Annotated in this window: 13 protein-coding genes; 11 read left to right on the top strand and 2 right to left on the bottom strand. The window is 56.1% G+C overall.

Annotated features, from left to right (window positions below):
* Positions 1–7 precede the first annotated feature (7 nt).
* The 3 genes from RMR24_RS00395 (at position 8) to RMR24_RS00385 (ending at position 1,974) form a co-directional block, all read left to right on the top strand.
* Positions 8–997 carry an XdhC family protein gene (locus tag RMR24_RS00395; protein WP_310613110.1) on the top strand — a complete coding sequence of 330 codons (990 nt, stop codon included), beginning with the start codon at positions 8–10 and terminating at the stop codon, positions 995–997.
* Positions 994–1,569, top strand: coding sequence for a nucleotidyltransferase family protein (locus RMR24_RS00390; RefSeq protein ID WP_310613109.1), 576 nt, complete (start codon positions 994–996; stop codon positions 1,567–1,569). Before RMR24_RS00395 ends, RMR24_RS00390 begins: the two co-directional genes overlap by 4 nt.
* A 120-nt stretch (positions 1,570–1,689) precedes the next feature.
* Positions 1,690–1,974, top strand: a complete 285-nt coding sequence (locus RMR24_RS00385; protein ID WP_405023290.1) for a high-potential iron-sulfur protein — start codon at positions 1,690–1,692, stop codon at positions 1,972–1,974.
* Positions 1,975–2,049: 75 nt separating this feature from the next.
* Here RMR24_RS00385 and RMR24_RS00380 read toward each other — a convergent pair whose 3' ends face one another.
* Complete coding sequence (locus RMR24_RS00380; protein WP_310613107.1) at positions 2,050–2,823, bottom strand: enoyl-CoA hydratase-related protein; 774 nt, start codon at positions 2,821–2,823, stop codon at positions 2,050–2,052.
* Positions 2,824–2,904: 81 nt separating this feature from the next.
* Between RMR24_RS00380 and RMR24_RS00375 the strand changes: the two genes are divergently transcribed.
* The 3 genes from RMR24_RS00375 to RMR24_RS00365 are packed head-to-tail and all read left to right on the top strand — an operon-like array spanning position 2,905 to position 5,934.
* On the top strand, positions 2,905–3,840 hold the full coding sequence (locus RMR24_RS00375) for a 2-hydroxyacid dehydrogenase (protein ID WP_310613106.1): 936 nt from the start codon (positions 2,905–2,907) through the stop codon (positions 3,838–3,840).
* Positions 3,841–3,853: 13 nt separating this feature from the next.
* Positions 3,854–4,927 carry an amidohydrolase family protein gene (locus RMR24_RS00370; protein ID WP_310613105.1) on the top strand — a complete coding sequence of 358 codons (1,074 nt, stop codon included), beginning with the start codon at positions 3,854–3,856 and terminating at the stop codon, positions 4,925–4,927.
* A gap of 26 nt (positions 4,928–4,953) precedes the next feature.
* Entirely contained in the window at positions 4,954–5,934 is a 981-nt protein-coding gene (locus tag RMR24_RS00365) for a tripartite tricarboxylate transporter substrate binding protein (protein ID WP_310613104.1), read from the top strand.
* Between the two features lie 12 nt (positions 5,935–5,946).
* On the opposite strand, the gene RMR24_RS00360 is transcribed toward RMR24_RS00365, so the two are convergent.
* The gene (locus tag RMR24_RS00360) at positions 5,947–7,581 is read right to left on the bottom strand and encodes an FAD-dependent monooxygenase (RefSeq protein ID WP_310613103.1); all 1,635 of its coding nucleotides are present in this window, start codon (positions 7,579–7,581) and stop codon (positions 5,947–5,949) included.
* Positions 7,582–7,719: 138 nt separating this feature from the next.
* Here RMR24_RS00360 and RMR24_RS00355 point away from each other — a divergent pair, with 138 nt between their 5' ends.
* The 5 genes from RMR24_RS00355 to RMR24_RS00335 all read left to right on the top strand — a co-directional run bounded on the left by RMR24_RS00355 (position 7,720) and on the right by RMR24_RS00335 (position 12,322).
* A complete protein-coding gene (locus tag RMR24_RS00355) occupies positions 7,720–8,439 on the top strand; it encodes an alpha/beta hydrolase (protein WP_310613102.1) in 720 nt (239 codons plus the stop codon).
* A gap of 63 nt (positions 8,440–8,502) precedes the next feature.
* Positions 8,503–9,276: a GntR family transcriptional regulator gene (locus tag RMR24_RS00350; protein WP_310613142.1), complete on the top strand. Its 774-nt coding sequence runs from the start codon at positions 8,503–8,505 to the stop codon at positions 9,274–9,276.
* Positions 9,277–9,303: 27 nt separating this feature from the next.
* On the top strand, positions 9,304–10,470 hold the full coding sequence (locus tag RMR24_RS00345) for an ABC transporter substrate-binding protein (protein ID WP_310613101.1): 1,167 nt from the start codon (positions 9,304–9,306) through the stop codon (positions 10,468–10,470).
* The gene (locus tag RMR24_RS00340) at positions 10,470–11,348 is read left to right on the top strand and encodes a branched-chain amino acid ABC transporter permease (RefSeq protein ID WP_310613100.1); all 879 of its coding nucleotides are present in this window, start codon (positions 10,470–10,472) and stop codon (positions 11,346–11,348) included. The genes RMR24_RS00345 and RMR24_RS00340 overlap by 1 nt, the downstream gene beginning before the upstream one ends.
* Entirely contained in the window at positions 11,345–12,322 is a 978-nt protein-coding gene (locus RMR24_RS00335; RefSeq protein WP_310613099.1) for a branched-chain amino acid ABC transporter permease, read from the top strand. Before RMR24_RS00340 ends, RMR24_RS00335 begins: the two co-directional genes overlap by 4 nt.
* Positions 12,323–12,327: the final 5 nt, after the last annotated feature.

Here is a 12,327-nt window from a genome sequence, read left to right as displayed (position 1 = left end):
GTACGACATGGAGAGCTTAGACCTGCGCGTGTTGGGTGATGTGCTGGCTTGGCGTCAAGCTGGGCGTCGTGTCACTTTGGTCACGGTGGTGGAAACGTGGGGCAGTGCCCCGCGCCCACCCGGGGCTTTGCTCGCTGTGCGTGACGACGGTGTGGTCAGCGGTTCTGTGTCGGGTGGTTGTGTCGAAGACGACTTGATTGCCCGCATCAAAGCCGGTGAGTACGACGCGCTTGCTCATCCGTCCATGGTGGCCTATGGCGTGAGCAAGGAAGAAGCAGCACGCTTTGGTTTGCCCTGCGGCGGCACGTTGCGTTTGGTGCAAGAGCCTGTCAAAGATGTGGCTTGGATTGAAGAGGTCTTGCACCGCACATCGTCACACCAATTGGTGGCGCGCACGGTCAAACTTTCAACGGGTGAAGTGACGCTGCGTGAGGCTGTGCGTGGCGACGCGTTGGAGTTTGACGGGATCACACTCACCACCTTGTTTGGCCCTCGCTGGCGCTTGTTGTTGATTGGCGCAGGCCAACTTAGCCAAGCCGTGGCGCACATGGCCAAGCTGCTAGATTTCGAAGTGCTGGTCTGCGACCCGCGTGAAGAATACGCGGCAACGTTGGGCCTCGAAGGTGTGACCCGTGTCATGGGCATGCCTGATGATGTGGTGCTTGAACTCAAGCCTGATGCGCATACCGCCATCGTGGCGTTGACGCACGACTCAAAGTTGGACGACATGGCCTTGATGGAAGCTTTGAATTCGGACGCGTTTTATGTGGGGGCCTTGGGCTCCCGTCGCAATCAAGCCGTGCGCAAGCAACGTCTGATGGAGCACTTTGACATCAGTTCTGAGGCCTTGCAGCGTTTGCATGGGCCCGTCGGTTTGAGCATTGGTGCGCAAACCCCGGCGGAAATTGCGGTGTCCATCGTTGCGCAAATCGTGCAAGTCAAAAACGCGGCAGCTGCTGCGACAGTGGCGACCGAATCTTCTTGCGTCAAAGTGTGACCGCACTTCCCACGGTCATCGTTTTGGCGGCGGGAAGGGGCGAGCGTTTTAAGGCGTCTGGCGCCACGCAAGACAAACTCCAATCTCTGTTGTGTGGTCAAACTGTTCGTGAGCATGTTTTGGCAGCGGTGCGTGCCAGTGGCTTGCCGTGTCATGTGGTGGAGCGATCACACACGTCGCATCTGCCAAATCCTGGTATGGCTGACAGCATCGCCTGCGGTGTGGCGGCGACGCCTTACGCAAAAGGCTGGTTGATCTTGCCAGCTGACCTGCCATTGATTCAAGCCAGCACCTTGTTGGCGGTTGCCAAGGCTCTGCAAGCGCATGAGGTGGTCATACCTCTGTATCAAGGGCAGCAGGGTCACCCTGTGGGGTTTGGTTCCATGTGCTGTGCGTCTTTGCTGCAACTCACGGGCGACTTCGGGGCACGTGCCGTGGTGGCGCGGCACACCGTGTGCCGCCTAGACGTGGACGATGAGGGCTGCGTGTTGGATGTGGATACGGTCGATGCCTTGACGTTTGCTGAAATACGTATGCAAGACAGAGGCATACAAAAAGGTAGTGCCAATTGATATTTGTCGATTGAACGTTAGGAACACTCGCTAAGATATGCAAAGCCAGCATTCTCTGGCCCAATTTTGAACTTTCCCAAGGGGACATTGATGAACAAACCTACCAACCGTCGCGTATTCATGATGCAAACCATTTCTGTTGCTGGCGTTGCTGCCTTTGCAACTACCGCGGCTCAAGCAGCCATGGTGGACGAGAAAGACCCGCAAGCTGCTGGCTTGAGCTACAAAGCAGACGCAACCAAAGTCGACAAAGCCAAGCAACCTAAGTACGCGGCTGGTCAACAGTGCGCGAACTGCGCCTTGTTCCAAGGTAAGCCTGCTGATGCGGCTGGCGGCTGCCCCTTGTTTGCTGGTAAGCAAGTGGCTGGCAAGGGCTGGTGCTCTGCTTACGCCAAAAAGGCTTAATTTCAGCCTTGGCCTGTTCGCAGGCTAAAACAAAACGGGAGCCTTAGGGCTCCCTTTTTTATATCTGTGCGCGTTTTAGGTGCCCGTGAATTTGGGCGCGCGTCGCTCGGCAAATGCTGCACGACCTTCAGCAAAGTCTTGGCTGTGCACCGAGTGGCGTGCGCGTTCTTTTAAGGCAGGCTCGCTGTAGAGGCCTGCTGCAATTTCGTTCAAGCTTTTCTTGGTAGAGGCCAAAGCTAAGGGCGCCATGCTGCTCAGAGTGATCACCAAGTTTTGCACGGCGGTCTCAAACTCATCCCCCTCAACCAATGTTTCAAAAATACCTAAGGAGTCCAAAGCTTCATAAGGCATGGACTGACCCAGCAAGAAGGCGCGTTTGCTGGCCTGCAAGCCAAAGCGACTGACATAACGGCGCAACCCACTGGGGTAGTAATGCAGGCCCAGGGCGGCTGCGGGCATGCGCCAAATATGTCCGCGTTGCGCGACAGTGAAGTCACAAGCCAGCACAAGATCGGTGGCGCCGCCATAGACGCTGCCATTCAAGGCGCAAATGGTGACGGGACGCAGGCGCTCCAAAGCTTCAGGGATTTTTTCAAAAAACAAAGGAGCCATGGGGTCTTTGTCAAACCCGACCACGTTGTAGCCAGCGCTGAACACGGCTTGTTTTTGCTCGGTGGTGTCAGCGCGTAACACCATCACTTGCACTGCGGTGTTGCGGTTGATCGCCTCAAAGTGATCCAGCAGTGTGTTGAGGTCGTCGTCAGTCAAACTGTTGCGCAGTGAGGGTCGACGTAGGGTGAGGGTGGCGACAGCGCCGCTGATGTTGAGGAGAGGAGTGCCTTCAGTCATGCTGTCATGTTAGCTAATCAGCTGACAGATCAACTGGGAGTAAAGTTATGTGTAGATCAAAGACTGTTGGAGGATTCCGCCATGGCACAAGAAATTTTACAAGTCTCCCCCTTGCCGCCTTTCATGATGAAGGCGCTGCAAGAGGCCGACTACATCGTGCATGACCACACCCACATCAAAGACCCGGGTGCTTTGAGCAAGGTCACGGCCATCGTCGGCACAGGCGCTGCCAAGGTCGACAAAAAGCTGCTGATGATGTTGCCCAATGTGAAGCTGATTGCCATTTGCGGTGTGGGCTACGACGGGGTGGATGTGGCCGTTGCCAAAGAAAAAGGAATCGTTGTCACCCACACGCCAGGCGTGTTGACCGACGATGTGGCTGACTTGGCGATGGGGCTTGTGCTGTCGATTGGGCGGCGCCTTCCGCAAGCCGACAAATTTGTGCGCAACGGCGATTGGGTAGACGATTTGTTTGCGTTGACGCACAAAGTATCGGGTGCACGCCTTGGCATTGTGGGCATGGGGCGCATTGGTCGCGCGATTGCTAAACGTGCCGCTGCGTTTGATATGTCGATCGCTTACACAGGTCGCGAAGCCAAGGCTGACTTGACCTATGCTTTTTATAAAACAGCCACTGAGCTAGCGTCAGCGGTGGACTATTTGGTGGCGGCCGTGCCGGGCGGTGATACCACCAAAAATTTAATCGGTGCTTCGGTGTTGCAAGCCTTGGGCCATAAGGGCTACCTCATCAACATTGCGCGTGGCTCGGTGGTGGACCAGCCCGTGTTGGTGCAAGCACTGAAAGACAAAACCATTGCAGGCGCTGCCCTGGATGTGTTTTGGGATGAACCCATCATTGACCCCGAGTTACGCCGCCTGCCCAATGTGGTGCTGACACCGCATATCGCCAGCGCGACAGTCGAAACACGTCAAGCCATGGCAGCATTGGCGCTCGCTAATTTGCAGGCCTTCTACGAGAGAAGGGCTTTGCCAACGCCAGTGCCTGAGTGCCAATAATTTAAGGAAATCCATGAGCGCCCCTTCATCCTCTTTGCCCGCGCGACCCTATCGACGCATTGCCACCGAAGAGGCGTTTTCTCCCCCCGAAATGTTGGAAATTTACAAACGCATCTTGGCCAAAGACGATGTGGATGTGGGCTTTAAGCACTTGATGGGCTTTTACATGAGCAGCCCGAGTGAGCGGGCCACGCACATCATGCGTTGTTTGACCGATTTGGACGCGCTGCGCTTGCAGCACATGGACGAAGCGGGTGTGGATGTGCAAGTCATCGGGCTCACATCACCCGGCGTGCAGATCATGGACAAAGACACGGCTGTGGCGTTCGCGCCTGTGGCCAACGACATCCTCGCGGACGCCATGCGCCGCCACCCCGACCGCTTGGTAGGCATGATTGCAGTGGCGCCGCAAGACCCCGCAGCTGCAGCCAAAGAAATTCAACGCGGTGTGAATCAGTTGAACATGCATTCGGTGGTGATCAATTCACACACCCAAGGCGAATATTTGTCCGATCAAAAGTTTTGGCCCATCTTTGAAGCGGCTGAGGCGATGGATACGCCCATCTACCTGCACCCCAACGCCATGCCTGCCAGCATGATTCAGCACTTCATTGAAGCGGGGTTGGATGGTGCGATTTACGGCTTTGGTGTGGAGACAGGCTTGCATGCGCTGCGCCTGATCACCTCGGGTGTGTTTGATCGCTTTCCTAAGTTGCAAATTATTTTGGGTCACATGGGTGAGGCTTTGCCGTTTTGGGCCTACCGCCTGGACTACATGCATGCAGCCACCGTCAAGTCCAAGCGCTACCCCAGCGTGCTGCCCACCAAGAAGAAACCCAGCGACTATCTGCGTGAGAACTTCCACATCACCAACAGTGGCGTGGCATGGGGCGCAGCGCTCAAATTCACACAAGACTTCATGGGGCCCGATCGCGTGCTTTACGCCATGGACTACCCCTACCAATATGTGCCAGAAGAAGTGGCGATGTTGGAGAACCTCGACATGGCACCGCAGGTTCGCAAAGCCTTCTTCCAAGACAACGCAGAACGTTTGTTCAAAATTCCGCCCGTGTCCAAGACCGCCTGAGTTGCACTTCTATTGGAGAAATTTGAATGATGAACGTTAATCGTCGACAAATCGCAGCACTTGTATTGGCTGCGGTTGGCTTATTGAGCCTGGGTGCATCTGCACAAGGCACTTATCCGAATCAGGCCATCAAAATCGTCGTGCCTTTCACACCTGGTACGGGTATGGACACCATTGCGCGTGTGGTCGGACCACGTTTGAGTGAGCGATTGGGGCAACCCGTGGTGGTGCAAAACCAGCCGGGTGCCAGCGGCAACATCGGGGCAGATGCAGTGGCCAAATCTAACCCTGATGGCTATACGCTTTTGATGGGCGCCAACACGATGTTGATCGCGTCCCAGTTGTACAAGAACGTAGGCTTTGATCCCGTGAAGGACTTTGCGCCTGTCTCGATGGCTGCTTATGGTTCGTTGATGCTGGTGGCCAATCCGAAAACGGGCATCAAGTCGTTGGCCGACTTGATCAAGGAGGCGAAAGCCAAGCCAGGGGCAATTAGTTTTGGTTCACCTGGCGTGGGAACGCCGCATCACATGGCGATGGAGTTGTTCAAACTCGAGTCCAACACCTTCATGCTGCACGTGCCTTATCGCGGCACGGCAGGTTACACGCAAGATCTGCTGGGTGGTGAGCTCAATGTGGGCTTCTTGCCCGTGCACATTGCGCAAGGTTTTGTGAAGGGTGGGCGTTTGAATGCTTTGGCGACGGGTAGCCCTAAGCGTCACCCTGTGGCGCCTGATGTGCCAACGTTTGAAGAGATGGGGGTCAAGCGCATTGATGTCGATCTTTGGTATGCCTTCTTTGCGCCTAGCAAGACACCTGCCGCTGTGGTCACACGCTTGAACACAGAGATGGCCGCGATCTTGCGCCAACCTGAAGTCAAAGAAATCCTGGGCAAGGCGGGGCTGGATGCTTCAGCTTCGACCTCTGCCGAATTGGCTGCGATCGTGGCCAAAGACTACCCGCGTTGGGGTGCTGTGATTCGCACCAAGCAAATCACAGCAGATTAATCCGCTTTGTTGTCAATGCGCTGCGTGGTCGCTTTGACCGCGTAGACGCTTGAACAACTGATGGGCCAAGTTTGGATCAATGGCTTTTTCTTCACTGACCCACGCCACGAACTGATCTGGGCGCACCAAAATCCAATGGGCTTCATAACGGTCGGTCTCTGAGCCGCCGTGTTCGTGAATTACGGTCAACGGCACGCCCGCAGCTGCGGCGGAATCGATTAACACTTGCGTATCTGTCGAGGCGCCCCCTAAGGCGAGCAGGGTGAAGCCATTGCCCAGTTCCTCAAAAACATTTTTCCCGTTGGACAGAACGGCAGGCGCCAAGTGATGCCCTGCGCGCGCTTTGAACTGGTGCGAGCCTTTGGCACTGCAAACATGTGATGCAACGTGGTTTTGCCATACGACAGGCGAGCCTTCGTAGTTGGGTTCAAACGCATGCACCTCACCTACTGCGCCTTGCGATCTTTCTGCCCACGCGGTATTGAATGTGTCTGGGTCGCGAAGTGGGTCAAAGTCTTCTAAAAAGTCACGGTCTGTTTCGATCGATTTGGCAATGAAGTCATCGATCGTGGAGGCAAACACGGGGCGGCGTTCCAAGTCGTAAGAGTCGAGCAGCGCATCATCCCCCCAGCCTTGCAAGGCTGCGGCCAATTTCCAGCCTAGGTTGCGTGCATCCTCAAATCCTGAGTTAACGCCGTAGCCGCCATAAGGCGGGTGGCTGTGGGCGGCGTCACCTGCAATAAAGACCCTGCCTGCGCGGTACTGGTCGGCCAAGGCAAAGCGCAAATCCCAAAAGCCAATGTGTTGGAACTCAATTTCAAACTCAGCCCCCACAGATTCGTGGAGGTATTTCTTGAAATCATAGTTGTCTGCTGTGGTGCCCATAGGCACTGGCGCATGAAAGAACCAGGTGTTGCCAAGGTCAACGCGGCCAAAAAACTTCCAATACCCTTTGAGTTCAGGGTGCAGCACGTTGTAAAACGATTTGCCAGGAAAACGCGCGAGCAGTGTGTGAAGCTCTTGCGATTTGAAAACCAGCAGCACCATGCAACGGTCATGGTCGGACAAGGTTTGCGTGATGCCTGCTTGCTCACGGGTTGGCGACCGGCTGCCATCACAGCCCACGACGTAAGATGAACGGATGGTTTGTTTTTGTTGACTGCTGCGCTCAGTCAGCGTGACGGTGGCACCTGTATCGTCTTGCGTGATGTGCTCTGAATCCCAGCCAAACAGCGTCTTCACGGTAGGCAGCTGAGCCAAGCGTTGACGCAATACCTTTTCGGTCTCGTACTGCGGCAGGCGTTCGTTGTCTTTGAAGTAATACGGTTTCACCAGTTCACGCTGCAGCCAGTCGTAGTGGTGGTTGCTCAGCAGTGAGCCATAGGCCGTCAAGCCACCAATGCCGTATTCAGGGGGGATGGTGCGAGCTGCACGCAACTGCGGTTCTGCACCCCAAAAATGAAAGTGCTCCATCGTGCGCTGCGTCAGGTTCTGACCCCTTGGAATAGGTTGGGTTTGCGTGTGGCGCTCAGCCAAGATGCAGTGAATGCCGCGTTGCCCCAGTTCAATGGCCAAGCCAAGACCTACGGGGCCACCGCCGATGATCATGACATCTGTTTCAAGCGGAGTGGGGGTGTTGTCTGTCATGTGAAGTCGTTTCGAAAAAACATATTGTTACGTGACCCCACGTTCAAGCCTGTCGCGAACTTGCCATGGTGTTCTCAGTAATTGCGTTAAAAACTCCGAGTGAGACTTGCCTCACGCCTTGATGACGAAGTGATACGAATGAATAATTTGCCGCTCTTGCTGGTGCCCGGTTTGATGTGTGACCACACGGTGTGGAATCCGCTCTTGCCTCAGCTGTCGCCTTTACACGCCTGCTCGGTGGTCGATCATGGCGATGCCGACTCGCTGTCGCAAATGGCAGTTCAGTTGCTGCAAGATGCGCCGCCTCGGTTTTTTATGGCAGGCCACTCCATGGGCGCGCGCGTGGCTCTGGAGGTGTTGCGCATCGCACCTGAGCGCGTGGCGGGGACGGCGCTCTTGGACACGGGCTATTTGCCTAAGTTGTCGGGCCCTGCGGGAGACGACGAAGTGCGCAAACGAATGGCGCTGCTCCACATTGCTCAAGACCAAGGTGTGCGGGCCATGGCGCTTGAATGGGTGCAAGGCATGGTGCACCCCGATCGCTTGAAGGACGACGAGTTGATTGAACGCATCTTGACCATGTTTGAACGCAAAGACGCCACGGTTTTTGCCCGCCAACTCCATGCTTTGATTCACAGACCCGATGCCAGTGACGTGCTGTCGTCCCTGCGAGTGCCCACTTTGATCCTGTGTGGCCGACAAGATTTTTGGTCTCCTCCTTCGCAGCATGAGGCCATGCATCAACTCTCCCCCCACGCCACTTTGGCCGTGATTGAGGAGGCTGGCCACATGGCGCCGATGGAACGGCCCGAGGCAGTGGCAGCTGAAATGCTGCGATGGCTGGATACAAAAAACTAGGATTAACCCTTTAAGCGCCTATTTTTTGATCTAAATAAAGCCTCAATGTATACAATTTTGGCAATGCGAGCTGATTTTGTAACTTCAACCCCAGTATTGAGCGGTGATCCATCTGAAGAAGGTGGTTCGCAGGCAGTGAAGGTGCAACTGCGTTTGCGCGAGATGATTTTGGCGGGTGAGCTTCAAGCTGGGTCACGCATCACGGAGTTGGCCTTGGTTGAAAAACTAGGCGTGTCGCGCACCCCCATTCGTGCCGCCTTGATTCGCCTCGAGCAAGAGGGCTTGCTTCAGCAAATGGCCAGTGGTGGGTTTGCCGTCCGAAAGTTTTCAGAAGCAGATGTGGCTGATGCCATTGAGCTCAGGGGTACTGTGGAGGGTTTGGCCGCGCGCGTGGCCGCAGAGCGTGGAGCGTCCAGCGAAGAGCAGGCTCGCGCCAATGAGTGCTTGGATGGCATTGATCTTTTGTTGCAAGAGCCCGTGCTCAACGAAGAAGCGTTCTCTCGTTATGTCGATTTGAATGCCCAATTCCACAGCTTGCTAGGTGCACTGGCCGCATCACCCGTGATTCAGCGTGAGTTAGAGCGCGTGGGCAGTTTGCCCTTTGCCTCGCCGTCTGGCTTTGTGGGCGTGCAAGCCAATTCGCCCAAAGCCCGCGACATGCTGATCGTGGCACAGGACCAACACCGACAAGTGATGCAAGCCATCGGCCAGCGCGAAGGCGCAAGGGCTGAGGCTGTCATGCGAGAACACTCGCGTTTGGCGCAAAGAAATTTACGCGAAGCGGTGCGAAGCCCGCTTCATTTGCCGGGTGCACATTTGATTTCCACCAGTTCTTGACGACGATTATTTCAAAGGAGACAGTTCATGCAAAAACGTTTTTTCCTCAGCGCCGTGGCGCTTGGCTTACTGGCTGCGCATGCGGGCACAGCCTTGGCTCAAGAGAAATTCAAGATCGGTTTGATCTTGCCCATGACCGGGCCGTTCGCTTCAACCGGTAAACAAATTGAAGCCGCAGCCCGCCTTTACATGGCGCAAAACGGTGACTCCGTGGGCGGCAAAAAAGTGGAGCTGATCGTCAAAGACGATACCAGCGCGCCCGATGTGACCAAGCGCATCGCTCAAGAATTGGTGGTGAACGAGAAGGTCAACGTGTTGGCCGGTTTTGGTTTGACGCCTCTGGCTTTGGCAACAGCACCGTTGGCCACACAATCTAAAACGCCGATGGTGGTGATGGCGGCCGCCACCTCCAGCATCACGCAAGCCTCGCCTTATGTGGTGCGCACCAGCTTCGCACTGCCCCAAGCTGCCGTGGCCATGGCCGATTGGGCGCCTAACAACGGCATCAAAAAAGTGGTGACCTTGGTGTCCGATTACGGCCCTGGCATTGATGCTGAAAAGTTTTTCAAAGACCGCATGTTGTTTAACGGTGGCCAAGTGTTGGACACCTTGCGCGTGCCCATGCGCAACCCTGACTTTTCCCCGTTCTTGCAAAAAGTGCGTGACTTAAAACCAGATGCCGTGTTTGTGTTTGTGCCATCGGGCGCAGGTGCAGCGTTGATGAAACAGTTTGCCGAGCGTGGCATGGACAAGGCAGGTATCAAACTGATTGGCACGGGCGATATCACCGATGACGATATTTTGAACAGCATGGGTGATGTGGCCAATGGTGTGGTCACCTCGCACCACTACTCTGCGTCGCACAACTCGCCACTCAACAAAAAATTCGTGGCCGCGTTTGAAAAAGCCAATGCGGGCTTGCGCCCTAACTTCATGGCCGTGGGTGGCTACGACGGCATGCGCGTGATTTACGAAGCCGCCAAAATCACCAAGGGTGGCAGCGGCGATGCCTTGCTCAGCGCCATGAAAGGCCAGTTGTTCGAGAGCCCACGCGGCCCCATGTTTATCGATGCGCAAACTCGCGATGTGGTTCACAACATCTACATCCGCAAGGTGGAGAAGGTGGGCGGTCAACTCTATAACCAAGAGTTCAGCACCATTCCAGACGTCAAAGACCCAGGCAAGACCAAGTAATGCTCACACTGTTGTTTGACGGGGTTGCGTACGGCATGCTGCTGTTTATTCTGGCAGTGGGCTTGTGCGTGACCATGGGGTTGATGAACTTCATCAACCTCGCGCATGGCGCGTTTGCCATGCTGGGCGGGTACGTCACCGTGGCGCTGATGCAGCGTCACGGCGTGCCGTTTTTGGTGTGTTTGCCGTTGGCCTTTTTGGCCTCGGCGGCGGTGGGCGTGCTGCTGGAGCGCACGCTGTACCGGCCTATGTATAAAAAGCCGCACTTAGACCAAGTGCTGTTCTCGATTGGTTTGGCCTTCATGGCCGTGGCCTCGGCGGACTACTTGATGGGCTCGCAGCAGCAAATCATGCAGCTGCCCGATTGGTTGCGTGGCCGCACCGAGTTGTTTGCCAACACGCCGTTTGTGTTGGGCATGGGCCACTACCGTTTGTTCATCATCGCGGTGTGCGCGGCGTTGACGGTGGCGCTGCAATATGTGTTGTCGGCCACGCGTTTTGGCAGCCGCTTGCGCGCCAGTGTGGACGACCCACGTGCGGCGTCGGGCTTGGGCATCAACGTCAACGTGGTGTTTGCCGCCACCTTTGCCGTGGGCTCGGGCTTGGCCGGTTTGGGCGGGGCTTTGGGTGCTGAGGTGCTGGGCTTGGACCCGACCTTTCCCTTGAAATTCATGGTGTACTTTTTGATCGTGGTGGCCGTGGGCGGCACCACCTCCATCACCGGGCCTTTGCTGGCGGCGTTGCTGCTGGGCATTGCCGATGTGGCGGGCAAGTACTACATCCCTAAATTGGGCGCGTTCATTGTGTACGCGCTGATGATTGCGATTTTGATTTGGCGTCCGCAAGGCCTCTTCGTGCGCCAAGGAGGCAAGTCATGAACGCACAGACTTCTTTGTTGCGTGCGGCGCGTTGGCAGCCTTTGGAGCTGGTGTTTTGGGCGCTGGCATTTGCCTCGCCTTGGGCGTTGGCGCAGCACGCGCTCATCATCAACGAGATTGCCATCGTGGCCTTGTTTGCGGTGTCGCTGGACTTGGTGTTGGGTTACACCGGCATTGTGTCGTTGGGGCATGCGGCATTTTTGGGCTTTGGCGCGTACTCGGCGGCCTTGTTTGCCAAGCACATCCACCCAGATCCTGTGTTGGGCTTGATGGTGGGTATGGCGGCGGCCACCGTGCTGGGCGCTGTCTGTTCGCTGTCCATCATGCGTGGCAGTGATTTGACGCGTTTGATGGTCACCTTGGGCACTGCGCTCATCTTGCTGGAGTTGGCCAACAAGTTCAGCGACTTGACAGGTGGGGCCGACGGTTTGCAAGGCGTCATCATGGGACCGCTGTTGGGCCAGTTTGAGTTTGACCTGATGGGCCAAACCTCGGCTTGGTATTCCTTGGTCGTGCTGTTGGTGTTGTTTGTGCTGGCGCGTCGATTGGTACATGCGCCTTTGGGGGCTACTTTGAAAGCCGTGCGTGACAACCGTTTGCGGGCCATGGCCATTGGCATTCCAGTTACTGCGCGCTTGGCGGTGGTTTACACCGTGGCCGCAGGCATTGCGGGTGCCGCTGGCGCTTTGATGGCGCAGACCACAGGCTTTGCGTCGCTGGATGTATTTGCGCTCGAGCGCTCTGCCGATGTGATGCTGATGCTGGCCATTGGCGGTGTGGGTTGGTTGTATGGCGGCATCGCTGGCGCGGTGGCGTTCAAGCTGATGTATGACGTGATTGCCAACATCACGCCACAGTACTGGACGTTTTGGATGGGGCTGTTCTTGGTGGTGTTGGTGCTGGTGGGGCGTGAACGATTGATTCGCCCTTGGACTTGGTTTTCTGCGGCGTCCCGCAAAGAGGGACAGCCATGAGCGCG

This window comes from Limnohabitans sp., from assembly GCF_031539105.1.
GTDB lineage: Bacteria > Pseudomonadota > Gammaproteobacteria > Burkholderiales > Burkholderiaceae_C > Limnohabitans.
Note: the sequence above shows the minus strand (reverse complement) of the source record. Positions and strands in the feature narration are given on the sequence as shown.